At 71.8% G+C, this 25,168-nt stretch carries 20 protein-coding genes and 2 tRNA genes; 19 read left to right on the top strand and 3 right to left on the bottom strand.

Annotated elements, in window-relative coordinates:
- Positions 1–292: 292 nt before the first annotated feature.
- The 13 genes from dnaA (at position 293) to ACF9IK_RS17585 (ending at position 15,684) form a co-directional block, all read left to right on the top strand.
- Positions 293–2,149: a chromosomal replication initiator protein DnaA gene (gene dnaA / locus ACF9IK_RS17645; protein WP_395295153.1), complete on the top strand. Its 1,857-nt coding sequence runs from the start codon at positions 293–295 to the stop codon at positions 2,147–2,149.
- Between the two features lie 953 nt (positions 2,150–3,102).
- Positions 3,103–4,233, top strand: a complete 1,131-nt coding sequence (gene dnaN / locus ACF9IK_RS17640; RefSeq protein WP_395295152.1) for a DNA polymerase III subunit beta — start codon at positions 3,103–3,105, stop codon at positions 4,231–4,233.
- A gap of 104 nt (positions 4,234–4,337) precedes the next feature.
- The gene (gene gnd, locus ACF9IK_RS17635) at positions 4,338–5,264 is read left to right on the top strand and encodes a phosphogluconate dehydrogenase (NAD(+)-dependent, decarboxylating) (RefSeq protein ID WP_395295151.1); all 927 of its coding nucleotides are present in this window, start codon (positions 4,338–4,340) and stop codon (positions 5,262–5,264) included.
- 74 nt (positions 5,265–5,338) lie between these two features.
- Positions 5,339–6,472: a DNA replication/repair protein RecF gene (recF, locus tag ACF9IK_RS17630; RefSeq protein ID WP_395295150.1), complete on the top strand. Its 1,134-nt coding sequence runs from the start codon at positions 5,339–5,341 to the stop codon at positions 6,470–6,472.
- A 132-nt stretch (positions 6,473–6,604) separates the two neighbouring features.
- Positions 6,605–7,144, top strand: a complete 540-nt coding sequence (locus tag ACF9IK_RS17625) for a DUF721 domain-containing protein (protein ID WP_395295149.1) — start codon at positions 6,605–6,607, stop codon at positions 7,142–7,144.
- A 257-nt stretch (positions 7,145–7,401) separates the two neighbouring features.
- Positions 7,402–9,423, top strand: a complete 2,022-nt coding sequence (gene gyrB / locus ACF9IK_RS17620; RefSeq protein ID WP_395295148.1) for a DNA topoisomerase (ATP-hydrolyzing) subunit B — start codon at positions 7,402–7,404, stop codon at positions 9,421–9,423.
- A 124-nt stretch (positions 9,424–9,547) separates the two neighbouring features.
- Positions 9,548–12,088 (top strand): DNA gyrase subunit A, encoded by a 2,541-nt coding sequence (gene gyrA / locus ACF9IK_RS17615; RefSeq protein WP_395298605.1) that lies wholly within the window; start codon positions 9,548–9,550, stop codon positions 12,086–12,088.
- Positions 12,089–12,315: 227 nt separating this feature from the next.
- Complete coding sequence (locus ACF9IK_RS17610) at positions 12,316–12,978, top strand: DUF3566 domain-containing protein (RefSeq protein WP_395295147.1); 663 nt, start codon at positions 12,316–12,318, stop codon at positions 12,976–12,978.
- A 288-nt stretch (positions 12,979–13,266) separates the two neighbouring features.
- Positions 13,267–14,655 carry a class I SAM-dependent methyltransferase gene (locus tag ACF9IK_RS17605; protein WP_395295146.1) on the top strand — a complete coding sequence of 463 codons (1,389 nt, stop codon included), beginning with the start codon at positions 13,267–13,269 and terminating at the stop codon, positions 14,653–14,655.
- A gap of 16 nt (positions 14,656–14,671) precedes the next feature.
- Positions 14,672–14,748, top strand: a tRNA-Ile gene (locus ACF9IK_RS17600).
- 92 nt (positions 14,749–14,840) lie between these two features.
- Positions 14,841–15,296, top strand: a complete 456-nt coding sequence (locus ACF9IK_RS17595) for a DUF6191 domain-containing protein (protein WP_395295145.1) — start codon at positions 14,841–14,843, stop codon at positions 15,294–15,296.
- Positions 15,293–15,421, top strand: coding sequence for a DLW-39 family protein (locus ACF9IK_RS17590; RefSeq protein WP_014137031.1), 129 nt, complete (start codon positions 15,293–15,295; stop codon positions 15,419–15,421). The genes ACF9IK_RS17595 and ACF9IK_RS17590 overlap by 4 nt, the downstream gene beginning before the upstream one ends.
- 190 nt (positions 15,422–15,611) lie before the next feature.
- Positions 15,612–15,684: transfer RNA gene (locus ACF9IK_RS17585), tRNA-Ala, on the top strand.
- A gap of 91 nt (positions 15,685–15,775) precedes the next feature.
- On the opposite strand, the gene ACF9IK_RS17580 is transcribed toward ACF9IK_RS17585, so the two are convergent.
- On the bottom strand, positions 15,776–16,660 hold the full coding sequence (locus ACF9IK_RS17580) for a DUF5324 family protein (RefSeq protein ID WP_395295144.1): 885 nt from the start codon (positions 16,658–16,660) through the stop codon (positions 15,776–15,778).
- 284 nt (positions 16,661–16,944) lie between these two features.
- Between ACF9IK_RS17580 and ACF9IK_RS17575 the strand changes: the two genes are divergently transcribed.
- Positions 16,945–17,850: a rhomboid family intramembrane serine protease gene (locus tag ACF9IK_RS17575; RefSeq protein WP_395295143.1), complete on the top strand. Its 906-nt coding sequence runs from the start codon at positions 16,945–16,947 to the stop codon at positions 17,848–17,850.
- 359 nt (positions 17,851–18,209) lie between these two features.
- Here ACF9IK_RS17575 and crgA read toward each other — a convergent pair whose 3' ends face one another.
- Positions 18,210–18,458 carry a cell division protein CrgA gene (gene crgA, locus ACF9IK_RS17570; protein WP_313764744.1) on the bottom strand — a complete coding sequence of 83 codons (249 nt, stop codon included), beginning with the start codon at positions 18,456–18,458 and terminating at the stop codon, positions 18,210–18,212.
- A 173-nt stretch (positions 18,459–18,631) separates the two neighbouring features.
- Here crgA and ACF9IK_RS17565 point away from each other — a divergent pair, with 173 nt between their 5' ends.
- From ACF9IK_RS17565 to ACF9IK_RS17545, 5 genes are all read left to right on the top strand, one after another.
- Positions 18,632–19,390, top strand: coding sequence for a DUF881 domain-containing protein (locus ACF9IK_RS17565; RefSeq protein ID WP_395298604.1), 759 nt, complete (start codon positions 18,632–18,634; stop codon positions 19,388–19,390).
- Positions 19,391–19,547: 157 nt separating this feature from the next.
- Positions 19,548–19,724: a hypothetical protein gene (locus ACF9IK_RS17560; protein ID WP_238860502.1), complete on the top strand. Its 177-nt coding sequence runs from the start codon at positions 19,548–19,550 to the stop codon at positions 19,722–19,724.
- A gap of 53 nt (positions 19,725–19,777) precedes the next feature.
- Positions 19,778–20,440 carry an aminodeoxychorismate/anthranilate synthase component II gene (locus tag ACF9IK_RS17555; protein ID WP_395295142.1) on the top strand — a complete coding sequence of 221 codons (663 nt, stop codon included), beginning with the start codon at positions 19,778–19,780 and terminating at the stop codon, positions 20,438–20,440.
- Positions 20,441–20,445: 5 nt separating this feature from the next.
- A complete protein-coding gene (locus tag ACF9IK_RS17550; RefSeq protein WP_395295141.1) occupies positions 20,446–21,774 on the top strand; it encodes a class E sortase in 1,329 nt (442 codons plus the stop codon).
- 95 nt (positions 21,775–21,869) lie between these two features.
- Positions 21,870–22,670, top strand: coding sequence for a class E sortase (locus ACF9IK_RS17545; RefSeq protein WP_395295140.1), 801 nt, complete (start codon positions 21,870–21,872; stop codon positions 22,668–22,670).
- Positions 22,671–23,016: 346 nt separating this feature from the next.
- Here the strand turns inward: ACF9IK_RS17545 and pknB are convergent, their stop codons facing one another.
- The gene (gene pknB, locus ACF9IK_RS17540) at positions 23,017–25,146 is read right to left on the bottom strand and encodes a Stk1 family PASTA domain-containing Ser/Thr kinase (protein WP_395295139.1); all 2,130 of its coding nucleotides are present in this window, start codon (positions 25,144–25,146) and stop codon (positions 23,017–23,019) included.
- Positions 25,147–25,168: the final 22 nt, after the last annotated feature.

Here is a 25,168-nt window from a genome sequence, read left to right as displayed (position 1 = left end):
CTTATGGAGCGGGTGGACCCGCGGACATGCGGCAGCGGCCATCGACAACTCGACCTCGATACGGTACGCGGGACGGGGCACGAGGGTCAAACCAGCCGTCCGTGCGCGGCGGCTCACGCCCGCCCGATCCGCCCGTCGCCCACAGCCTGTGGACAACGACTTGATCCGGCCCAGTTCGCTGACTACCGTTGCAGGACTTGTCTGGTTTGTTCTGCGTAGACGGCCCCCGATCCACAGTCTCTTGATCCACCACCCCTGCTGGAGCCGCGGGGAACCGAGAAAGCGTGCACCAGTGGCTGATGTCAACAGCGACCTCGTCCCGGTCTGGGCGAGGGTCGTCGAGCGGCTGGTCAGCGACCCGGACGTCGGGGAGATGGACAAGCAGTGGGTGCAGCGCACCCAGCCGATGTGGATGATGCACGACACCGCCCTGCTGGCCACCCCCAACGAACGGGCCAAGCAGGTGCTGGAGGGCCGGCTGCTGCCGCAGCTGACCGAGGCGCTCAGCCGCGAGCTCAGCCGTCCGGTCCGGATCGCGGTGATGGTCGACGCCAACGCCGCGCCCACCACCCCCGCCCCGGCACCCGCCGAGCCGCCGGCCGCCGAGCCCTACCCGCGCTCCGAGGGCGGCCCCGATTACGGTGCCCCCGGCCACCAGCACCACCAGGGCTACGGGCGGTCCTACCAGTCCGACTACTCCGAGCCCGACTACCCCGAGTACGAGCAGGAGCCGTACGGCAGTCCCGGCGGTTACGGGGAGCGCCCGGCGCCCCCGTACGGCTCGGGCCAGCCGGCGCCCTACGGCGGTCCGGCCCCGCAGCCGTCCTGGGAGGACCACGACGGTTACGGCGAGCCGGAGCCCGCCCCGCGCCCCCACCGGCCGGTCCCCGGACCGCCCGCGACCACCCAGGGCGACCTCTTCGGCGGCGCCTACGGCCCCGGCCCCGGCGAGCACCCGCGCACCGGCGCCGGCCGCCGCTCCCCCGGCGCCCGCCCGTCGGCGGGCCGCGCCGTGGAGAAGGCGCCGGCCGAGCGCGCCAACGACCGGCCCGCGGTACCCGGTGTGCCCGCCCCGCCCGGCGCTCCCCCGGCCGGCGGCTCGCGCAAGGACGAGCCGGCCGCCCGGCTGAACCCCAAGTACCTCTTCGACACCTTCGTGATCGGCGCGAGCAACCGGTTCGCGCACGCCGCAGCGGTGGCGGTCGCCGAGGCCCCGGCCAAGGCGTACAACCCGCTCTTCATCTACGGCGAGTCCGGGCTGGGCAAGACCCACCTGCTGCACGCCATCGGGCACTACTCGCGCAGCCTCTTCCCGGGGACCCGGGTGCGCTACGTGTCCTCGGAGGAGTTCACCAACGAGTTCATCAACTCGATCCGGGACGGCAAGGCGGACACCTTCCGCAAGCGCTACCGGGACATGGACATCCTGCTCGTGGACGACGTGCAGTTCCTGGCGAGCAAGGAGTCCACGCAGGAGGAGTTCTTCCACACCTTCAACACCCTGCACAACGCCAACAAGCAGATCGTCCTCTCGTCCGACCGGCCGCCCAAGCTGCTGACCACGCTGGAGGACCGGCTGCGGAACCGCTTCGAGTGGGGGCTGATCACCGACGTCACCCCGCCGGAGCTGGAGACCCGGATCGCGATCCTGCGCAAGAAGGCGATCCAGGAGCAACTGAACGCCCCGGCCGACGTGTTGGAGTTCATCGCGTCCCGGATCACCCGCAACATCAGGGAGTTGGAGGGCGCCCTGATCCGGGTCACCGCCTTCGCCAACCTCAACCGGGCGCCGGTGGACCTGGAGCTGGCCGGCATCGTCCTCAAGGACCTCATCCCGGGCGGGGACGAGGACGCCGGCCCGGAGATCACCGCGCAGGTCATCATGCAGCAGACCGCCGCGTACTTCGGTCTGGGCGTGGACGACCTCTGCGGATCCTCGCGCAGCCGGGTCCTGGTGACGGCCCGCCAGATCGCCATGTACCTCTGCCGCGAGCTCACCGACCTCTCGCTTCCGAAGATCGGTGCGCAGTTCGGCGGCCGCGACCACACCACGGTGATGCACGCGGACCGCAAGATCCGCTCGCTGATGGCCGAGCGGCGCTCGATCTACAACCAGGTCACCGAGCTGACCAACCGCATCAAGAGCTAGGCCGTGCCGGGGCCCGGACGGCCCCTGCGGAAGGCCCCGGAAAGGGCGTCAGGAGTGATCCTGACGCCCTTTCCGCATATCCACAGGTGTGGGTCCGCGATTCGCTGGGCAGGGTTGTCGACGACGGACGCTCCGCCAGTCCACAGGTCGCGCCGAACATCTGACCGGGCATTCGAACCCGATCGGCGCAGCGGGCCGTTGTCCACAGCCGGAACCCCTTCCCCGTCGTCCACAGGCCGGGGAGTCCGGAGTTATCCAGAATTCCTCCACAGGCCGCCCGCCGCTACGCTCTTCCGCGCAGGTCAGATGCCTGTGGGCTTGTGCACAACGGTTATCCACAGGGTGTGGACAATCGACACCCCGTCAGTGGGCCGTTCGGGTTGTCCACCGGTTGTCCCCAGGGCCGATCGGGTTATCCCCAGGTTGTCCACAGGAGCGTCCACAGTTCGACAACCTTGGGGCGGCGTTCATGCTCCGGTGTGAAAGGCGTCACGAAATGTTGACCGGCTCCCGTGGATAACCGTGCCAGGATCTGGGGACAGCGCTGGGGAAAACCTGTGGATACCCACGGTGGGCTGTGGGTAACGCTCCGCTGTCCACAGCGGGCCCTGTCCGTCCACAGCCGCCGTCCACACGCACTGTGGACAAAAAATGAGGTCTGACCTGCGGAAACGGGGTTATCCACGGTTTCCACAGGCCCTACTACTACCACTACACCTATAGACCCATCGCCTCGTTCAAAAGCGGCTGGGGGCGAAATCTGTGGACAACCGCGACCCGACATCCGTTCGGGTTGCTTCCGCCCGTCTGCCCCGTCTGTCGGTGGAGTACGTCAGACTGTCCTCGGCGACTGGAAGCGGAGCGGCAGAGCTCGACGGACAGCCGCAGCGACGATCAAGATCAGAAGAACCAGACGTGCGAGCGGGAGCGCTCGATCCAGGAGGCGGTTACCGGTGAAGTTCCGGGTGGAGCGTGACGTCCTCGCGGAGGCGGTGGCCTGGGCTGCCCGCAGCCTCCCGGCACGGCCGCCGGTGCCGGTGCTGGCCGGCCTGCTGCTGACGGCGCAGGACGGCAGCCTGGCGCTGTCCGGCTTCGACTACGAGGTCTCGGCCCGGGTCGAGCTGGAGGCCGACATCGAGGAGGCCGGCACCGTGCTGGTCTCCGGCCGGCTGCTCAACGACATCTCGCGCAACCTTCCCAACAGGCCTGTGGAGATCTCCACCGACGGCCAGCGGGTCAGTGTGGTGTGCGGCAGCTCCCGGTTCACCCTCCCCACCCTCCCGGTGGACGAGTACCCGGCCCTGCCCCAGATGCCCACCGCGACCGGAACCGTCCCGGGCGACGTCTTCGCCTCCGCGGTCAGCCAGGCCGCCGTGGCCGCCGGCCGCGACGACACCCTCCCGGTGCTCACCGGCGTGCGGGTCGAGATCGAGGGCGACCGGATCACCCTGGCCGCCACCGACCGCTACCGCTTCGCCGTCCGCGAGCTCCTGTGGAAGCCCGAGCAGCAGGACGTCTCCGCGGTCGCCCTGGTGCCGGCCAAGACCCTGCAGGACATCGCCAAGTCCCTCGGCAGCGGCGACAACGTCTCGATCGCGCTCTCGTCGGGCGGCGCGGGCGAGGGCCTGATCGGTTTCGAGGGCGCCGGCCGCCGCACCACCACCCGGCTGCTGGAGGGCGAGTTCCCCAAGTTCCGCAGCCTCTTCCCGACCGAGTTCAGCGCGGTCGCCGCGATCCAGACCCAGCCCTTCCTGGAGGCGCTGAAGCGCGTCTCGCTGGTCGCCGAGCGCAACACCCCGGTCCGGCTCAACTTCGAGCAGGGCGTGCTGACCCTGGAGGCCGGCTCGGGCGACGACGCCCAGGCCACCGAGCGGATCGACGCCGACCTTGAGGGTGACGACATCTCGATCGCCTTCAACCCGGGCTACCTGGAAGAGGGCCTCAAGGCCATCGACTCCGCCTACGCCCAGCTGAGCTTCACCACGCCGACCAAGCCGGCCCTGCTGAGCGGCAAGGCCGCGGTGGACAGCGAGGCGGACGAGGCCTACCAGTACCTGATCATGCCGGTCCGCCTCTCAGGCTGATCCCCTCCGCGTTACCCACAGGCTGTGCACAGCCTGTGGACGGCCTCCCCCGGTCGGGCTCCGACCGGGGGAGGCCCTCGTACTTCAGCGCGTAGGCTCAGGCTGTGCGGCAACGGCGCCGCCGGCAGGCACGTCACCAAAGTAAGGACTTGGTCATGGAGCTCGGCCTCATCGGTCTCGGCAAGATGGGCGGCAACATGCGCGAGCGGATCCGCCGCGCCGGCCACACCGTCATCGGCTACGACCGCAACCCGGACATCTCCGACGTCGAGAGCCTGCAGCAGCTGATCACCAAGCTGCAGGGCCCGCGCGTGGTGTGGGTCATGGTCCCGGCCGGCGCCGCCACCCAGGCGACCGTGGACGAGCTGGCCGAACTGCTCTCCCCCGGCGACGTGGTGGTCGACGGCGGCAACTCCCGCTGGACCGACGACGTGAAGCACGCCGAGACGCTGGCGGCCAAGGGCATCGGGTTCGTCGACTGCGGCGTCTCCGGCGGCGTCTGGGGCCTGGAGAACGGCTACGCGCTGATGTACGGCGGCAACGCCGAGCACGTCGCCCGGGTGAAGCCGGTCTTCGACGCGCTCAAGCCCGAGGGGGACTTCGGCTCGGTGCACGCGGGCGCCGTGGGTGCGGGCCACTTCGCCAAGATGGTCCACAACGGCATCGAGTACGCCATGATGCAGGCCTTCGCCGAGGGCTGGGAGCTGCTGGAGGCCGCTCCCGAGGTGACCGACGTGCGCGAGGTCTTCCGCAGCTGGCAGGAGGGCACCGTCATCCGCTCCTGGCTGCTGGACCTCGCCGTCCGTGCCCTGGACGACGACGAGCACCTGGCCAAGCTCAAGGGCTGGGCCGCCGACTCGGGCGAGGGCCGCTGGACCGTCGAGGCCGCGATCGACCACGCCGTCCCGCTGCCGGCCATCACCGCCTCGCTCTTCGCCCGGTTCGCCTCCCGTCAGGAGGACTCGCCGCAGATGAAGATGATCGCCGCGCTGCGCAACCAGTTCGGCGGTCACGCGGTCGAGTCGAAGTAAGTCCACAACCGGCCGGGGGACGGTCTCCGTCCCCCGGCGGGCACCGTCACAGAAGGCGAGCGCAGTCCACAGCCATGCACGTCGCGCACCTGTCGCTCGCGGACTTCCGGTCGTACGCCGGGGTCGAGGTGCCCCTCGACCCCGGGGTGACGGCCTTCGTCGGTCCCAACGGGCAGGGCAAGACCAACCTGGTCGAGGCGATCGGTTACGTCGCCACCCTGGGCAGCCACCGGGTGGCCACCGACGCGCCGCTGATCCGTCTCGGCGCCGAGCGGGCGGTGATCCGCACCTCGGTGGTGGCCGGCACCAGGACCACCCTGGTCGAGCTGGAGATCACCCCCGGCAAGGCCAACCGCGCCCGGATCAACCGTTCGGACAACGTCCGCCCGCGGGACGTGCTGGGCGTGCTGCGCACCGTGCTCTTCGCCCCCGAGGACCTCGCGCTGGTCAAGGGCGATCCGGGGGAGCGGCGCCGTTTCCTGGACGAGCTGCTGACCGCCCGCGCCCCCCGGCTGGCCGGGGTCCGGCAGGACTACGAGCGCGTGCTCAAGCAGCGCAACGCCCTGCTGAAGACCGCTGCGATGGCCCGCCGGGCCGGCGGCGGCAAGGGCGCGGACCTCTCCACGCTGGAGGTCTGGGACGGCCACCTGGCCCGCGCCGGGGCCGAGCTCACCGCGTTCCGGATCCAGCTGGTGTCCGCCCTCCAGCCGCTGGTGACGGCCGCCTACGGGCAGCTCGCGCCCGGTGGCGGGGAGACCGTGCTGGAGTACCGCAGCTCCTTCGAGGGCGAGCTGCCGACCAGCCGCGAGCAGGCCGAGGAGCAGCTGCTCCAGGCTCTCCAGGCGGTCCGCCGGCAGGAGGTCGAGCGCGGGCTGACCCTGGTCGGCCCGCACCGCGACGAGCTGGTGCTCAGGCTCGGCCCGCTGCCCGCCAAGGGCTACGCCAGCCACGGCGAGTCCTGGTCGTACGCGCTGGCGCTGCGGCTGGCCTCGTACGAACTGCTGCGCGCCGACGGTGGCGAGCCGGTGCTGATCCTCGACGACGTCTTCGCCGAGCTGGACGCCACCCGGCGGGACCGGCTGGCCGAGCTGGTGGCCGACGGCGAGCAGGTGCTGGTCACCGCCGCGGTGGCGGAGGACGTGCCGAAGGCGCTGGCCGGCGCCCGGTACGCGGTCTCCGACGGCGCCGTGCGCCGCGTCGACGCCTGACCGCTGCCGGCCCACCCCTCTTCCGCACCGGGCCCGCCGGCGCCCCGCCCGCGCCCGGGCCGCCCGCCCTCCGTCCGCTCCCGTACGCTGGACGGCTCACCGTTGTCCACAGCCTGGGGATAGGAGATCGCCGTGAGCGAGCCGGCCGAGCAGTCCCCCCGGCCTGGCGTCGCCGAGCCGACCGGGGCCGACCTGGCCCGCTCGGCGCTGCGGGCGGCCCGGGCCCAGGCGCGACAGCGCGGCGAGCAGGTCCGGGAGAAGCGCGAGGCGAAGCGGACCGGTCTGCGCAGCGGGGCGCGCTCCGACGGCCGTGACCCGGTGCCGCTGGGCGCCGCGCTGAACCGGCTGCTGACCGAGCGCGGCTGGGAGTCCTCGGCGGCGGTCGGCGGGGTGATGGGCCGCTGGCCGCAGATCGTCGGCCCGGACATCGCCGCGCACTGCTCTCCCACCTCGTACGACGAGACCGCCGCGGTGCTCACGGTGCAGTGCGACTCCACCGCATGGGCTACCCAACTCCGCTGGCTGGCAAGGCAGTTGATTGCCCGCCTGAACCACGAGCTGGGGCACGGCACAGTGCGGACCATCAAGGTCCTGGGCCCGGCGGCGCCGGCCCGCGGCTACGGGCGGCTGCGCGCGCCCGGGAGCAAGGGTCCGGGCGACACCTGGGGCTGAGCGGAGTCGGCCGGGCGGCGAGCGGACCAGGATCCTCCGGAACCGCTGACGGCCCTTCCAGGCGCCCTGGGCCCCCGGGTCGAGTATCGGGACATGTGCAGAGGGGATTCAGGGCGGCATATCTGCCCTCAGGGGCTGCCAAACGCCCATCTCTGTCAGTCGTACCGGTAGACTGAGAGCCAAACACTGTTGCTAGTGGCAACCGAGTCGAAACGCCGTGGTCGCACGCCCGCCCACACGGGGCGGGGATGCGGCCCGTGCTGTGCCAGAGAGGGCGCTTCGTGGCCGATTCCGGCAACCCCAGCCAGACCCCAGACCAGACCGACCAGGGCGAGAAGTCCTACAACGCCAGCAACATCCAGGTGCTGGAGGGCCTCGACGCCGTCCGCAAGCGTCCCGGCATGTACATCGGCTCGACCGGTGAGCGTGGCCTGCACCACCTGGTGCAGGAGGTCGTGGACAACTCCGTCGACGAGGCCATGGCCGGGCACGCGGACACCATCGACGTCACGATCCTCGCGGACGGCGGCGTGCGGGTGGTCGACAACGGCCGCGGCATCCCGGTCGGCATCGTCCCCGGGCAGGAGAAGCCGGCCGTCGAGGTCGTGCTCACCGTCCTGCACGCGGGCGGAAAGTTCGGCGGCGGCGGGTACGCGGTCTCCGGCGGTCTGCACGGCGTCGGCGTCTCGGTGGTGAACGCGCTCTCCACCCGGCTGGCGGTGGAGATCCACACCGAGGGCCACCGCTGGACGCAGGACTACAAGATGGGCGCGCCGACCGCGTCGCTGGCCAAGAACGAGGCCAGCGACCGGACCGGTACCAGCGTGACCTTCTGGGCCGACCCGGACATCTTCGAGACGACGGTCTACTCCTTCGAGACGCTCTCCCGGCGGTTCCAGGAGATGGCGTTCCTCAACAAGGGCCTGACCATCGCGCTGACCGACGAGCGCCCGGAGCACGCCGACGAGGAGGGCAACCCGCTCTCCGTCACCTACAAGTACGACGGCGGCATCGCCGACTTCGTCACCCACCTCAACTCCCGCAAGGGCGAGGTGATCCACCCCTCGGTCATCGACTTCGAGGCGGAGGACAAGGACAAGTCGATCTCGGTGGAGATCGCGATGCAGTGGAACTCCTCCTACACCGAGAGCGTCTACAGCTTCGCCAACACCATCCACACGCACGGCGGCGGTACCCACGAGGAGGGCTTCCGCGCCGCGCTGACCGGTCTGGTCAACCGCTACGCGCGGGACAAGAAGCTGCTCCGCGAGAAGGACGACAACCTCTCCGGCGAGGACATCCGCGAGGGCCTGACCGCGATCATCTCGGTCAAGCTCGGCGAGCCGCAGTTCGAGGGCCAGACCAAGGACAAGCTGGGCAACACGGAGGCGAAGACCTTCGTCCAGAAGGTGGTCCACGAGCACCTGAACGACTGGCTGGACCGCAACCCCAACGAGGCCGCGGACATCATCCGCAAGTCCATCCAGGCCGCCACCGCGCGCGTCGCCGCCCGCAAGGCCCGCGACCTGACCCGCCGCAAGGGCCTGCTGGAATCCGCCTCGCTGCCGGGCAAGCTGAGCGACTGCCAGTCCAAGGACCCGTCCGAGTGCGAGATCTTCATCGTCGAGGGTGACTCCGCCGGCGGCTCCGCCAAGCAGGGCCGCGACCCGCGCACCCAGGCCATCCTGCCGATCCGCGGCAAGATCCTGAACGTCGAGAAGGCCCGGATCGACAAGGTCCTGCAGAACACCGAGGTCCAGGCGCTGATCTCGGCCTTCGGCTGCGGCATCCAGGAGGACTACGACGAGTCCAAGCTCCGCTATCACAAGATCGTCCTGATGGCGGACGCCGACGTCGACGGACAGCACATCCGCACCCTGCTGCTCACGCTGCTGTTCCGCTTCATGCGGCCGCTCGTCGAGGCCGGGTACGTCTACCTCGCCATGCCCCCGCTGTACAAGATCAAGTGGGGCAAGGACGACTTCGAGTACGTCTACTCCGACCGTGAGCGCGACGCCGTGATCGCGGCCGGTGTGGCCGCCGGGCGCCGGCTGCCGAAGGACGACGCGATCCAGCGGTTCAAGGGTCTCGGCGAGATGAACGCCGAGGAGCTCCGGGTCACCACCATGGACCAGGCCCACCGCCTGCTGCTCCAGGTCACCCTGGAGGACGCCGCCCGCGCCGACGACCTGTTCTCCGTCCTGATGGGCGAGGACGTCGAGGCCCGCCGTTCCTTCATCCAGCGCAACGCCAAGGACGTCCGCTTCCTGGACGTGTGACGACGCCTGTCCGCAGGCCCCGCACGTACCAGTCCGCGTGAAAGGAAACTGACCACCAGTGGTCGACGACAACCGTCCCGAAGGCGAGCAGCCCGAGACCCCCGAGGCCGCCTCCGCGGTCGCCATGCGGGTCGAGCCGATCGAGCTCGAGACCGAGATGCAGCGCTCGTACCTCGACTACGCGATGAGCGTGATCGTGAGTCGCGCGCTGCCCGAGGTGCGCGACGGCCTCAAGCCGGTGCACCGCCGCGTGCTCTACGCGATGTACGACGGCGGGTACCGCCCCGAGAAGGGCTACTACAAGTGCGCCCGCGTCGTCGGCGACGTCATGGGCAACTACCACCCGCACGGTGACACCTCGATCTACGACACCGTGGTCCGCCTGGCCCAGCCGTGGTCGCTGCGGATGCCGCTGGTGGACGGCAACGGCAACTTCGGATCCCCGGGCAACGACCCGGCCGCGGCCATGCGCTACACCGAGTGCAAGATGATGCCGCTGGCCATGGAGATGATGCGCGACATCGACGAGGAGACCGTCGACTTCGCGCCGAACTACGACGGCCGCTCGCAGGAGCCCACCGTCCTGCCGTCGCGCATCCCGAACCTGCTGATCAACGGTGCCACCGGCATCGCGGTCGGCATGGCCACCAACATCCCGCCGCACAACCTCCGCGAGGTCGCCTCCGGCGCGCTCTGGGCGCTGGAGCACCCGGACGCCCCCAACGAGGAGCTGCTGGAGGCCCTGATCGAGCGGATCAAGGGCCCGGACTTCCCGACCGGCGCCCTGATCGTCGGCCGCCGCGGGATCGATGAGGCGTACCGCACCGGGCGCGGCTCGATCACCATGCGCGCGGTGGTCGAGGTCGAGGAGATCCAGGGCCGTCAGTGCCTGGTGATCACCGAGCTGCCGTACCAGGTGAACCCGGACAACCTCGCGCTGAAGATCGCCGACCTGGTCAAGGACGGCAGGATCGCCGGCATCGCCGACGTCCGCGACGAGTCCTCCTCGCGCACCGGCCAGCGCCTGGTGATCGTGCTCAAGCGCGACGCCGTCGCCAAGGTCGTGCTGAACAACCTCTACAAGCACACCGACCTGCAGACCAACTTCGGTGCCAACATGCTGGCCCTGGTGGACGGCGTGCCGCGCACCCTGTCGCTGGACGCCTTCATCCGGCACTGGGTCAACCACCAGGTCGAGGTCATCGTCCGCCGCACCACCTTCCGGCTGCGCAAGGCCGAGGAGCGGGCGCACATCCTGCGCGCGCTGCTCCGTGCCCTGGACGTGATCGACGAGGTGATCGCGCTGATCCGGGCCTCGGAGAGCGCCGACGCCGCCCGCACCGGTCTGATGGGCCTGCTCTCGATCGACGAGCTCCAGGCCAACGCCATCCTGGAGATGCAGCTGCGCCGCCTGGCCGCCCTGGAGCGCCAGCGGATCACCGACGAGCACGACGAGCTGCAGCGCAAGATCGACGAGTACAACGCGATCCTGGTCTCCCCGGAGCGCCAGCGCGCGATCATCGCCGAGGAGCTCACCGCGATCGTCGACAAGTACGGCGACGAGCGGCGCTCCACCCTCATCCCCTCCGACGGCGACCTCTCCATCGAGGACCTCATCGCCGAGGAGGACATCGTCGTCACGATCACCCGTGGCGGCTACGTCAAGCGGACCCGCTCCGACCTCTACCGCTCGCAGAAGCGCGGCGGCAAGGGCGTGCGCGGGGCGCAGCTGAAGCAGGACGACATCGTCGACCACTTCTTCGTGACGACGACCCACAACTGGATCCTGTTCTTCACCAACAAGGGCCGGGTCTACCGCGCCAAGGGCTACGAACTGCCGGACGCCGGGCGCGACGCCCGGGGCCAGCACGTGGCCAACCTGCTGGCCTTCCAGCCGGAGGAGCACATCGCCCAGGTGATGGCGGTCCGCACCTACGAGGACAAGCCCTACCTGGTCCTCGCCACCCGGGCCGGCCTGGTGAAGAAGTCCCCGCTGAAGGACTACGACTCCCCGCGCTCCGGCGGCCTGATCGCGATCAACCTGCGGCAGGACGAGGAGGGCCGGGACGACGAGCTGATCGGCGCCGAGCTGGTCTCCGCCGAGGACGACCTGCTGCTGGTCTCCAAGAAGGCCCAGTCGATCCGGTTCACCGCCACCGACGAGGCGCTGCGGCCCACCGGCCGCGCCACCTCCGGCGTCAAGGGCATGGCCTTCCGCGAGGACGACGAGCTGCTCTCGATGAACGTGGTCCGGCCCGGCACCTACGTCTTCACGGCCACCGACGGCGGGTACGCCAAGCGCACCGGCGTGGACGAGTACCGTGTCCAGGGGCGTGGCGGCTACGGAACCAAGGCGGCGAAGATCGTCGAGGGCCGGGGCTCGCTGGTCGGCGCCCTGGTGGTGGACGACAGCGACGAGATCATGGCGATCACCCTCTCGGGTGGGGTCATCCGCACGAGGGTTTCCGAGGTTCGTGAAACCGGACGTGACACCATGGGCGTCCAACTGATCAACCTCGGGAAGCGCGACGCGGTCGTGGGCATGGCCCGCAACGCCGAGGCGGAGGCCGAGGACGAGGAGTCGGCGGAGGACGAGGTGGCAGTCGCCGAGTCCTCCGTGGCCGAGGGTACGGAGACGGCGGACGGCGGAGAGGCCCAGGCCTGACCGCTACGCCGTAGGCCGGTACCGTCGCGTCCGTAACGGCGCGTCGGTACCGGCCGCCGACCAGTTCCGGGCAATCCCGCCGGGCGCTGGATGACGAGTGACGACGCAGGGCGGTGCCGCCGCCCTGGCGGGAAGTGCGGGAGGACCAGGTGAGTGGAGCCACGGGTGCTGCGGGAGGAGCCACCGGCGGCCGTCCGGGCGCAGCACAGGGCGGCGGGGGGTACGGGGTGCCGCAGCCCCCGGCCGAGCACCCCTCCGCGTCCACCTCGCTGATGCCACCGGTCGGTGCGGCGGGCCAGGGCGGTGGGGCGACCTACGGCGGCCAGCCGACGCCGCCGCCGAACACGCCGGCGCCGGGCGCGGGCGGCTTCTCGCAGCCGACCACGTACGCGAAGGGCCAGCCGACGCCGGCCCGCGGCACCCGGGTGAGCGGCAACACGCCGCCCGGCGGGACGCCCGTCCCGGGCGGCGCCGCGCGGCGACCCGCGCCGAGCTCCGGCGGTGTCGGCCTCGGCCGGACCCGCAAGGCCCGGCTGCGGGTGACCAAGGCCGACCCGTGGTCGGTGATGAAGGTCAGCTTCCTGCTCTCGGTGGCGGTCGGGATCATCATCATCGTGGCGGCCGCGGTGCTGTGGATGACGCTGGACTCGCTTGGCGTCTTCGACTCGCTGAGCAAGACCCTCCTGGAGGTCACCGCCGGCGAGGCCCCGAACAGCGGCATCAACCTGATGGACTACGTCGGCTTCGGCAAGGTGATGACCTTCACCTCGCTGATCGCGGTCGTCGACATCGTGCTGCTGACCGCGCTGTCCACGCTCTCGGCGTTCATCTACAACGCGGCGGCCGGCTTCACCGGCGGCATCGAGCTGACCCTGGCCGAGGAGGACTGACCGCGGCCACCGCACGACCGGCTCCGACCGCCCCGACGGGCGGCTGACCCCTGGTCAGTTCTCCGTCCCCGGACGGAATGGGCGGGCCCCGCAGGCTGTTGCAGCCTGCGGGGCCCGTCGGCATTCGGGTGACAGCCGAACCCCCGCGGCGCGCCGCCGGAATCGGCCTCCACCGCGGTGGGATTAGCTGGATGCGCTCGTTCCGAGCTTCCGACTGCCGCGGGCCGCTCCGGTCCGCGGGCCCGGGGCAGGTACGGCTGTGCTGGTACGGCTGGACGGAGGCGCGCGATGGCTCAGCTCGCAAGGCAACTGGTCGAGGCCCTGGAAGGGCTCCTGGGGGTCCCGGTGCCGCTGCGGGTGCAGGCGTGGGACGGCAGCGTGGCCGGCCCGCCCGGGGCGCCGACCCTGGTGCTGCGCAACCGCCGCGCGCTGCGCCGCCTGCTCTGGCAACCGGGCGAGCTGGGCCTGGCCCGCGCCTACGTCTCCGGGGACCTCGAACTCGCCCCCGGCACCGACCTCTACGAGGTGCTGACGGCCGTCGCGCACTTCGCCGAGCGCCCGGAGATCCGCCGGCTCCGGCTGAGGCCGGCCGACGTCGTCGGCCCCCGGGGCCGCAGGGCGGTGAAGGCCCTGCTGCGGGCCGGCGCGCTGGGCCCGGACCCGTCCCCGCCGGCCGAGGAGGCCAGGGCGGCCCCGGGGCGGCGGCACAGCCGCAGCCGCGACCGCGCGGCCATCAGCCACCACTACGACGTCGGGAACGACTTCTACGGTCTCGTCCTGGGTCCGTCGATGGTGTACTCCTGCGCCTACTGGGAGCCCGCGGCCAAGAGCCTGGAGGCGGCGCAGGAGGCCAAGCTCGACCTGATCTGCCGAAAGCTGGGCCTGCGCCCCGGGATGCGCCTGCTGGACGTCGGCTGCGGCTGGGGCTCGCTGGTGCTGCACGCGGCGCGGCACTACGGCGTCACGGCGGTCGGCGTCTCGATCTCGGCCGAGCAGGTCGCACTGGCCCGCGCGCGGGTCGCGGAGGCCGGGCTGGCCGACCGGGTGGAGATCCGGCTCCAGGACTACCGGGAGGTCCTGGACGGCCCGTTCGACGCGATCTCCAGCGTCGGGATGGCCGAGCACGTCGGCACCGAGCAGTACCGGGTCTACGCCGAGGGCCTGTACCGGCTGCTGGCGCCCGGCGGACGGCTGCTCAACCACCAGATCGCCCGCCGCCCCTCGCACCCCGGCGAGGCGTACCGCCCCAGCCCGTTCATCGACCGCTACGTCTTCCCGGACGGCGAGCTCTCCCCGGTCGGTTCCACCGTGGCCCGGCTGGAGGAGGCCGGCTTCGAGGTCCGCGACGTCGAGTCGCTGCGCGAGCACTACGGGCTGACCCTGCGCGAGTGGGTGGCCAACCTGGAGGCGCGCTGGGCGGAGGCGGTCCGGTTGGTAGGCCGCGGCCGGGCCCGGGTCTGGCGGCTCTACATGGCGGCCTCCGCGCTCGCCTTCGAGGAGAACCGGATCGGGGTGAACCAGATCCTGGCCGTCCGGACCGGTCCCGACGGTGCCTCCCAGCTGCCCGCCAGCCGGGAGGAGTGGCTGCTGCGCCGCTCCGCCACCACGCCTCACCAGCAGGGCCCCGCCGCAGCCCCGGCCGATTCGGATTTTGGAGATCGGCCGTCGGTCCGCTAATCTTTCAGTGCGGCAAGGGCCTATAGCTCAGACGGTTAGAGCGCTTCCCTGATAAGGAAGAGGCCACAGGTTCAAGTCCTGTTAGGCCCACCACCGCGAAGGGCCCGGAGCGATCTCGCTCCGGGCCCTTCGGCGTTCCCGGGCCCGCCGCCGGAACCCTGCCCGCCGCCCGGGGGTTGTAGGAGGTGGGGGCGCCGGCGGAGAGCGGCGGTGTGCGGCCGCACGCGCAGTTCGCGGCCGGCGGGCAGCCCGAGCCCGACGGGCGGCACAGCACGCGGATGCCGCGCGACGAGGAGCGCGAGGGCGCGCCGTCGCGGACGCGGGTGGACCTCGCGGCCGGAAAGGCCGTGGTGGTGCGCCCGGGACCGCGACCGTCCCGGGAGCTCCGGCCGTGCGGTCCCGGCCGGGCCGACCGTACGACAGAAGGTGCGGCGTCAATCCTTCGACCGGACGGCTTGGTTGGAGGCAGCGGTGGGCTGGTCACGATTGGGACACCGGTGTGTATCATCGGCCGCAAGGGCAGTCTGGCACCCGGCCGCCCGTTTGTGCTCGAAACAATTCATGGACTCGTCGGCCCGGCCAATCCGGCCGGAGCACGGCTGCTGAGTCCGCTACGCAAGAAGGACGAGGTCCCGCGGTGAAGAAGCTTCTCCTGGTCGCCCTGGTCGCCCTCGGCGGCTTCTTTGTCTACCGTCAGGTCCAGGCGGACCGCGCCGAGCAGGACCTGTGGACCGAGGCCACCGACCCGGTTCCGGCCGGTCGCTGAGGCCCCGGACGATCTGACGATCGACGATCTTCGGAGGCGCCGCACGGCGTCTCCCGGGCCCGGTGGGCCGGTCGAGCGGCCGGTCCACCGGGTTCCCGCGCGCCGTCCGGGCACCAGGTGCCGGATCGGGCGTGGGAATCCCGCCGGAACCCGGTACGCTAGTGCCCGGCGGTACGCGTGGTGCCGCCCCGGGGCTTTAGCTCAGTTGGTAGAGCGCTGCCTTTGCAAGGCAGATGTCAGGAGTTCGAGTCTCCTAAGCTCCACAGTTCGAACGGCGATCGGCCGCTGACCCGAATCCGGGTCAGCGGCCGATCGCCGTTCTGCGTCCCGGTGCGCCCGGTGCGGGCGGACCGGTCAGTGCGGCTTGCGCGGGTCGTGCGGCTTGGGGCGGCCGTCGTCCGGGGCGGGCTTGCCGGGCGGCGGGCCCGGCTTGGGGGCGGGGGTGCCGGCCTCCGATCCGGGACCGGCACCGCCGCCCGAGGTCTCCTCGCCCGACGTCTCGGGGTCGGAGCCGGACGGGGAGCCGTTCACCGTGCCGCCGGCGTCACCCGAGCCGCCGGTGGCGCCCGTACCGGCGGCGTGGGCACCGGTGGGGCGGGGCGGGGCGGAGGTGTCGGTCGGGGGCTCCACCAGCCACTCGGGATTGCTGTGGTGGCGCCACCACTGCCAGATCACGACGCCGCTGCCGATCGCGACGGCGCCGGCCACGGCCAGGCCGGTGGCCCAGGCGTTGCGGTGCTCCCTCCGGACGTTCTTGGCCGCGAGCTCGTTGATCTCGGCGGCGGTCACGTGGCCCTGCAGGGCGGCCACCGCCGCGGCGCCGCGGGTCTGCGCCTCCTGGGCGACCGGCACGACGGCGGAGCGGGCGTCGTCGACCGCCTGGGCGATCCGCGGGCCGACGGTGGACCGGGCCTGCTCGGTGGCGCGGGCCGCGTTGAGCTTCGCCGCCAGTGCGGCCTCCTGGGCGCGGTGCAGGGTCTTCAGGACGTTCTGCTGGGCGTCGGGCGGCAGGCTGGCGAAGGCGTGACCGAGCTGGGGAGCGATGTGCCTGTCGTACTGGACGCGAGCGCTCTGGGCGGCGTGGGCGGCCTTCGGGCCCAGGGCGTCCACGGCGGGGCCCAGCCGCTGCCTCGCGCCGTCCGCGAAGTGCACCGCGGTCTCCTTGGCGGTGACGGCGTAGGGCGCGAGGGTGTCCCGGGTCCTGCCGGCCGTCTCACGAGCTGTGTCCAAACGGGTCACGAGTCTCTCCTCCTGGTGGCGTCCTATATGCACATATCCACCTGAATCCTGATCATGCATCCTGATTTGTCCGGCAGCACTCCGGAGTGGGCCGTACGCGGTGCGGCGGGCGGTGCGGGAGGGGGCGCGGCGGGTGGGGAGCCGGCCGGTCGGGGCGCCCCCGCCGCCGATCGCGCCGCAGTACGCTGGCGATCCCGGTGGTCCCCCGTTCGGCGGGGCGCCCCCGTGGTCGCGATGCAGGCGCGCGAGACCGTGCGAGACCGTGCGAGAAGGGGAAACCACTGATGCTCCCGGACGAGCCCAGGCCGCCGACGGACCACACCCCGCGGCCCGATGGCGGGGCCGGCCCGGCGCGCTGCTACCGGCACCCGGACCAGGAGACCGGCATCGGCTGTTCCCGGTGCGGCCGGCCGATCTGTCCGCAGTGCATGGTGAGCGCGTCGGTGGGCTTCCACTGTCCGGAGTGCGTCCGGGGTGCCGGCCGCGAGGTGCGACAGGCGACCACCCGGTTCGGCGGACAGCTGACCGCGGACGGTGCGCTGGTCACCAAGGCCTTGATCGGCATCAACCTGGTGGTCTTCCTGCTCGCCGCCTACGTGCTCAAGCCCTGGCTGGCGGAGGACCTCTCGCTGTTCAGCGTCGGTCCGCAGATCACCGGTTACCCGTACGGCGTCGCGGCCGGCCCGGACCAGTGGTACCGGCTGCTGACCGCGACCTTCCTGCACGTCCAGCTCTGGCACATCGGCACCAACATGGTGATGCTCTGGGTGATCGGCCCCTCGCTGGAGGCGGCGCTCGGCCGGATCCGCTTCCTGGCCGTCTACCTGCTCTCCGGCCTGGCGGGCAGCGCGTTCGCGTTCCTGGTGGCCGGCGGCTTCATGAACTCGCTGGGGGCCTCCGGCGCCCTCTTCGGCCTGCTCGGCGCCACGGTGGTCATGTTCAGGCGGACCAGGACGCCGCTCGGCCCGGTGGTCGCGCTGCTGGTGTTCAACCTGGTCATCACGTTCTCGGTGGCCGGCATCGACTGGCGCGCGCACGTCGGCGGGCTGGTCGCCGGGGCACTGACCGCGGTCGGGCTGATGTACGCCCCGCGGGAGCACCGGACGCTGGTGCAGTCGCTGACGGTGGCGGGCATGGCCGGCCTGGTGCTGCTGATGGTCCTGGTGGGGATGGCCCGCTACGGCGCCTGAGGGCCTCGGACGTTTGTCCACAGCGGGTGGGGTGCTGTGCACAGCCGGTTGGGGGAGCCACCTGTGGACTGCTGTTCTACGCGTGTCCCACTGTGCTTATTCGGCATTCGGGGGACACCGCACGATGGTGTGGAAAGCGCCCGGGGTGCAAGTTATCCACAGGCTGCGGCGACTTTTCCCCAGTGTGGATAACCGTGTGGATAAGCGGGATAGCGGGATAACCGGCCGGCGATGTCCACGCACGACGGGCGGGCCCGGTCCACGGCGGGTCGACCGCCGTGCCCGGACACGTCGGACCGCCGCCTCGGGGGGAGGTCCCTCCGGGGCGGCCGAACGCGCTCAGGGGTGGATCCCCGGCGTCACTTCCACTGGGTGGAGACGCCGAACCCCGCCGCGATGAAGCCGAAGCCGACCAGGATGTTCCAGTTGTGCCAGCTCTCGACCGGCCAGCTGCCACTGGTCACGTAGTAGGTGACGATCCACACCAGGCCGACCAGGAAGAGGGCCAGCATCAACGGGGCAACCCAGCCGCGGCCCGAACTGATCTTCACCGTGGCCGTGGTCGGCGGGGTGTAGTCGGACTTCTTGCGGAGTCGAGACTTCGGCACGAGGGGCTCTCCTGTCGATGCGCTGTGAGACCGCGCAGGGGTTCAGCGGGGGTGAGGCGGCCGGCGGCTGTGGAGAACGCTATGGGGTCCGCACCCGCACGTGCCACCGGCGTCCGTTAGCGTAGTGGCTCGGCGGGTCTGAAGTAGATAAGGGTACGGTGCCTAATTTGTCGATTCCCCCTCAGCCGTCCCGCACCCCTGCCACCGGCATCCGAATTGTCGGCCGTGCCCTGACCTGCGCCGTCTTCGCGCTCGCGGGTCTGCTCTTCTACGTCAGCGCGCAGACCGCCCGCGGCACCGACCTGCGCACCGACAACTCGCTGCTCAGCCTCGGCGACGTGATACGTCAGCGCAGCTCCCAGAACCAGCAGGCCCAGGCGCAGCTCGCCGACCTCCAGGCCCGCTCGCAGGAGCTCACCGAGCAGCAGGGCGGCAACCCCGCCGACACCGCCCGGCAGGACGTCCTCCGGGACGCCGCCGCGCTGGAGCCGCTGCAGGGCCCCGGCCTGACCGTCACCCTCAACGACGCCCCGCCGAACGCCACCGCGCGCATCCCCGGGGTGCCCGAGCCCGGCGTCAACGACCTGGTCATCCACCAGCAGGACATCCAGGCCGTGGTGAACGCGCTGTGGCGCGGGGGTGCCGCGGGCGTCCAGGTGATGGACCAGCGGCTGATCTCCACCAGCGCCGTCCGCTGCGTCGGGAACACCCTGCTGCTCCAGGGCCGGGTCTACTCGCCGCCCTACGTCGTCAAGGCGGTCGGCCGGACCGACGCCCTGCGGGCGGCCGTGGAGACGGATCCGACGATCCGCAACTACCTGCGGTACGTCCAGGCGTACGGGCTGGGCTGGAAGGTGCAGGAGAGCGGCGACCTCGCGGTGCCCGGCTACTCCGGCACGACCGACCTGCGCTCGGCGGGCGGGCAGCCCTAGGCGTGTCTCCCGGATGACGCACGCCGGGCGGGTCCGACGATTCGCACCGGATCGGGGCGGGCCGGGTCGTACGAGGACGCCGGAAGGGGGAAGCCCGCCCCACGGCCCGCGACCGCCGGTCTACTCTTACCCCAGTCCGTCACGCAGAGGGAGCACCATGTACGGCTGGATCTGGCGTCACCTCCCGGGGAACACCCTGGTCCGGGCCCTCATCTCGCTGCTTCTCGTACTGGGCGTGGTCTACCTCCTGTTCACGTACGTCTTCCCGTGGGCGGAACCGCTCCTCCCCTTCGGCGACGTCACAGTGGACGGCGGCGAAGGCGCCGCGGGCTGATCCGTCGGCCCCGTTCCTCCCCCAGCCCCGCACCCCACGGAGACCGCACGCTCATGAGCTCCCAGCCGAGCCCTCCCCGCATCCTGGTCGTCGACAACTACGACAGCTTCGTCTTCAACCTGGTCCAGTACCTCTACCAGCTGGGCGCCACCTGCGAGGTGGTGCGCAACGACGAGGTGACGGTCGAGCACGCGGTGCGCCGCGACGGCGGCACGGGCTTCGACGGAGTGCTGCTCTCCCCCGGTCCGGGCGCGCCCGAGGAGGCCGGGGTCTGTATCGAGATGGTGCACCACTGCGCGCGGATCGGGCTGCCGGTCTTCGGCGTCTGCCTGGGCCTGCAGTCGATCGCGGTCGCGTACGGCGCGGTGGTCGGCCGGGCGCCGGAGCTGCTGCACGGCAAGACCTCGCTGGTGGAGCACGAGGACGGCGGGGTCTTCGAGGGCCTGCCCTCGCCGCTCACCGCCACCCGCTACCACTCGCTGGCGGTCGAGCCGGCGACCGTGCCGGAGGAGCTGGTCGTCACTGCCCGGACCGAGAGCGGCGTGATCATGGGGCTGCGCCACCGCGAGCTGCTGGTCGAGGGCGTGCAGTTCCACCCCGAGTCGGTGCTCACCGAGGGCGGGCACCGGATGCTCGCCAACTGGCTGGCCGAGTGCGGTGATCCGCAGGCCGTCGGGCGTTCGGCCGGGCTCGCCCCGGTGATCGGCCGGGGCTGAGCGACGTGACCGCGGTGCGTCCGGAGGGACGCTTCCAGCCGGGGGCGGACCCGCTGGGCGGCGGGGGGTACGGCCGGGACGGGTCGTACGGCCAGTCCGGGCAGCCCGGGGAACACGGCCAGTACGGCCAGTACGGCCACTACGGCCAGGCCGGGCACGGGGGCCAGGCCGGCCAGGGCGCCCAGGACGGGGGCCACCCGCAGCAGCAGGAGCACCGGCAGGGCCGGCACGCCGCGGACGACGCGTACCTGCAGCACGGCCAGTACCGGCACCAGGAGCAGTACGCCGGCTACCCCGCCCGCGAGGAGCAGCCGACCCGGCCCGTCCAGCAGGACCGGACCCCGCAGCGGCCCGGGCGCGGCGCCGACGACGGCTGGGGCGTCTACGAGCCGGCCGGGCAACCGCTTCAGGCGGGGCCGGACGGCACCGCGGCCGCGGACCAGCCGGACCCCTCCTGGCCGGCCGACCAGACCATCCAGCTGCGCGTCCCGCCGCCGGCCGTGGACCGGCCGCCGACCGGCGGCCGCGCCGAGCGCCGCCGGGCCGCGCAGGGCCGGATGTCGGTGCGCTCGGGCAGCGGACGCCGCCGGGCGAGCGGTCGCGGGGCGGCGGGCGAGCGGTCGCGGCCCAAGGAGTCGGCGCTCGTCGTCGGCGCCCGGTTCGTGGGCGAGTTCTGCATCACGCTCGGCCTGGTGATGCTGCTGTTCGTGTCGTACCAGCTCTGGTGGACCAACGTGCAGGCCGATGCGGCCGCCGACGGCGCCCGCAACCGGCTGGAGCAGCAGTTCGACGCGGCCCAGCCGGCGCCCGGGGCGCCCGGGCAGCCGGCGCCGGACCCGGCCAAGCCGGAGACCTTCGAGCCCGGCAAGGGCTTCGCGATCATCCACCTGCCGAAGCTGGGCCTGAAGTTCCCGATCGCCGAGGGCACCGCCAAGACCTCGGTGCTCGACAAGGGCCTGGTCGGCCACTACACCGGCACCGGCATGCCGGCCGACAAGCAGGGGAACTTCGCGCTGGCCGCGCACCGCAACACCCACGGCGAGCCCTTCCGGCACATCAACCAGCTCGGCAAGGGCGACAAGATCGTGGTGGAGACCGCGACCGCGTACTACACGTACGAGGTCACCGGGGGTATCCCGGAGACCCCGCCGTCGAACGTGAGCGTGATCAAGCCGGTGCCCAACGGCTCCGGCTTCACCCAGCCCGGCCGGTACATCACGCTGACCACCTGCACGCCGGAGTTCAGCTCGAAGGCGCGCTTGATCCTCTTTGGGAAGATGATCGAGGAACGGCCGCGCAGCCAGGGCAAGCCGACCTCGCTCACGGCCGGCTGACGGCCGGCCGTCGGGTCCGGGCTGCGGCGGCGGACCCGGGGCCGGCCGCGGCGCCGCCGTCGGACGGTGTGGACAGGGCACGAGGGGGAGCAGCAGTGCAGCAGCAGGACGAGACGGCCGAGCCGGCGGCAGACGAGGCCTTTCCGCGGCCCGCCGCCGGGCCGCACCGCAGGCGCGGCCCGGCGGCGGCCGTCGTCGGGGTGGTCGGCGAGCTGTTGATCACCCTGGGTCTGGTCCTCGGACTCTTCGTCGCCTACTCGCTCTGGTGGACCAACGTCGAGGCCGACGCCGCGGCGGCGCGGGCCTCCGACCGGCTGCGCGACTCGTGGGCGGCCGGCCCGAGCGCTCCCCCCGGCGGCCCGGCGGCCACGCCGTCCCCCGGTGCGTCCGGGCCGGCGTACGCGGCGGGTGACGGGGTCGGCTTCCTGCACGTCCCGGCGATGGGCCGGGGCTACCAGGTGCTGATCCGGATGGGCACCGATCCGGACACCCTGGCCGAGGGCGTCGCCGGGGTGTACGAGCAGCCGTACCGCGCGGCGATGCCGTGGGACGCCGCGGGCAACTTCGCGCTGGCCGCGCACCGGGACGGCCACGGGGCGAAGTTCCACGACCTGGACGCGGTGCACGAGGGCGACGCGATCGTCGTCGAGACCAAGGACAAGTGGTACGTCTACCGGGTCGACAGCACCCTGGCCGAGACGTCCAAGTACGACACCGGCATCGTCGCGCCCGTGCCGAAGGGCTCCGGCTACCAGTCCCCCGGCCGCTACATCACGCTGACCACCTGCACGCCGGTCTACACCTCGCGCTACCGGATGGCGGTCTGGGGCAGCCTGGTCCGGGTGGACGACATGGACGCCAAGCGCACCCCGCCGGCCGAGCTGCGCCACTCCTAGGGCGTGCCCGGCCACCCGGCAGGACCTCCCGCCGGCCGGGCTCCGGCCGGCGCGCCCTTCCGGTGACTGCCGGGCCGGGGCTCCCGGAGGGCCCGGAGGGGCCGTTCGGCGCCTCCGCGCCCCACCGAACCCACATGCCCCGCCAGGCCCCGTGGCGGGCCGTCCAGGCCCGTCTCGGGGCCGTTCCGTGCCCGACCGGCCCCGTCCGTACCCCGGCCGGACGGTTGGAGCGGGCGGAGGCCCGGGAAACGCCCGAGGGGCCCGTCGAAGCCGGTGTGAACCGCTTCGGCGGGCCCCTCGGGGCGGGTCCGGAGCCTCATCGGCTCAGAACCACGGGAACCACGGGTTAGGGGTTGCCCCCTTTGGTGTTGGAGGGCGAGGGGTTGGGACCGTCGTTGCCCCCTTTGGTCGGCTCGGGCGCCTTCGTCATCAGGGTCACCGAGGTGTTCGGGTCCACCTGGGAGCCTGCGCCCGGCATCGAGCCCGTCACCAGTGCGTTCGGGTCCTGCGGGCCGAGCAGTGTGTAGCCGAGGCCGAGCGCCTGCAGCTGCTTGGTGGCCTCCTTGACCGTGACGTTCTGCAGCGGTGGGACGGTGACCTTGTCCGGCGCCTTGAAGACGGTCAGCACGATCTTCGTGTTGGCCGGGACCTTGCCGCCCGCCGGCTGCTGCGAGGCGACAGTGTTGATCTTGCTCGGGTCGTTGGTCGGCGTGGTCTTCGACGCGTCGACCTGGAACCCGGCGGTCTCCAGCGCGGCCTGCGCGGCCTCCTTCTGCTGGCCGACCACGTTCGGCACGGCGATCTTGGCCTTGCCCTGCGAGACGGTCAGCTTCACCGGGGCGCTCGGGTCGGCGGGCGCTCCGGCCGCCGGGTCCTGGGCGAGGACGGTCTCCTGCGGAGCGTTGTCGTCGTCCTTGTACTCCGGCTGCGCGATGTTGGTGAAACCGGCGTCGGCGAGCGCCTTGGTGGCCTGCTCCTTGGTCTTGCCGGTCACGGTCGGCATGGTGGCCTTGGCCGGGCCGGAGGAGAGCTGCACCGTGATGGTCCCGGCCTCGGCGACCTGCTGGCCGGCCGCCGGGCTCTGGACGCAGATCTGGTCCTTCTTGACGTTGGTGTCGGGGCAGGCGACCTTCTCGCCCTCGGTCACCACCAGCTTGGCCTGCTGGCCGGCGGTCTTGGCCTCCGCCAGCGTCTTGCCCACCAGGTTCGGCGCGCTGACCTTGGCCGCGTCCTTCTTGTCGTCCTTCTTGTCGCTGAACATCGCCTGGGCGACGAAGAAGGTGCCGACCAGGACCAGTACGGCGGCCACCGCCAGGACGATCCAGGAGGTGTTGCTCTTCTTCGGCGGCTCCTCGCCGCGCCGGGAGGCGCGACCGTAGCCGTCCTCGCCGCCGCCACCCGGGCCGCCCGCGTAGGTCTGGCCGTAGCCGTCGTCGGAGTAGCCGGGCTGCTGGCCGTAGCCGGGCTGGCCGCCGGCCTGCGGCAGCACCGTGGTCTGGCCGCCGCCGGGCTGCTGCGGCAGCACGTTGGTCTGGCCGTACGGGTCGTGCTGCTGCGGGTAGCCGTTCTGGTCGTAGCCGTACCCGGCCGCACCGCCCATGCCGTAGGCGGCGGCCTGCTGGGCGGCGGCCACCGGCAGGCCGTCGAGGAAGCGCTCGATGTCGTCGCGCATCTCGTCGGCGGTCTGGTAGCGGTAGTCGCGCTCCTTGGCGAGCGCCTTCAGCACGATCGCGTCGACCTCGGGGCGCACCTCGGGATCGAAGACGGACGGCGGCTGCGGCTCCTCCCGGACGTGCTGGTACGCCACCGCCACCGGCGAGTCGCCGACGAAGGGCGGGCGCACGGTCAGCAGCTCGTACAGCAGGCAGCCGGTGGAGTAGAGGTCCGAGCGGGCGTCGACCTGCTCGCCCTTGGCCTGCTCCGGGGAGAGGTACTGGGCGGTGCCGATGACGGCCGAGGTCTGCGTCATGGTCATCCCGGCGTCACCCATCGCCCGGGCGATGCCGAAGTCCATGACCTTGACGTTGCCCTGCCGGGTCAGCATGACGTTGGCGGGCTTGATGTCGCGGTGCACGATGCCGGCCCGGTGCGAGTACTCCAGGGCCTGCAGGATGCCGATGGTCATCTCCAGCGCCCGCTCCGGCAGCAGCCGGCGCCCGGAGTGCAGCAGCTCGCGCAGGGTCGAGCCCTCGACGTACTCCATCACGATGTACGGGATCGAGATCCCGTCGATGTAGTCCTCGCCGGTGTCGTACACGGCGACGATCGCGGGGTGGTTCAGGGATGCCGCGGACTGCGCCTCACGACGGAAGCGGGCCTGGAAGGACGGGTCGCGGGCCATGTCGGCCCGGAGCGTCTTCACTGCGACGGAACGGCCGAGCCGGGTGTCATGGGCGAGGTACACCTCGGCCATGCCGCCGCGCCCGAGGACGCCGCCGAGCTCGTACCTGCCGCCGAGGCGACGAGGCTCTTCCATAGTTCCGACCCTCTCCCTCACC

Source organism: Kitasatospora hibisci (genome assembly GCF_043950205.1).
Lineage (GTDB): Bacteria > Actinomycetota > Actinomycetes > Streptomycetales > Streptomycetaceae > Kitasatospora > Kitasatospora hibisci.
This window is presented reverse-complemented; position numbering and strand designations above follow the sequence as displayed.

Excerpts from the sequence above, each read along its gene's own strand:
- ACF9IK_RS17605 (WP_395295146.1), top strand. The coding sequence starts at position 13,267 with ATGGCTCAGCTCGCAAGGCAACTGGTCGAGGCCCTGGAAGGGCTCCTG.
- gyrA (WP_395298605.1), top strand. The coding sequence starts at position 9,548 with ATGCGGGTCGAGCCGATCGAGCTCGAGACCGAGATGCAGCGCTCGTAC.
- ACF9IK_RS17555 (WP_395295142.1), top strand. The coding sequence starts at position 19,778 with ATGAGCTCCCAGCCGAGCCCTCCCCGCATCCTGGTCGTCGACAACTAC.
- ACF9IK_RS17575 (WP_395295143.1), top strand. The coding sequence starts at position 16,945 with ATGCTCCCGGACGAGCCCAGGCCGCCGACGGACCACACCCCGCGGCCC.
- pknB (WP_395295139.1), bottom strand. The coding sequence starts at position 25,146 with ATGGAAGAGCCTCGTCGCCTCGGCGGCAGGTACGAGCTCGGCGGCGTC.
- recF (WP_395295150.1), top strand. The coding sequence starts at position 5,339 with ATGCACGTCGCGCACCTGTCGCTCGCGGACTTCCGGTCGTACGCCGGG.
- ACF9IK_RS17560 (WP_238860502.1), top strand. The coding sequence starts at position 19,548 with ATGTACGGCTGGATCTGGCGTCACCTCCCGGGGAACACCCTGGTCCGG.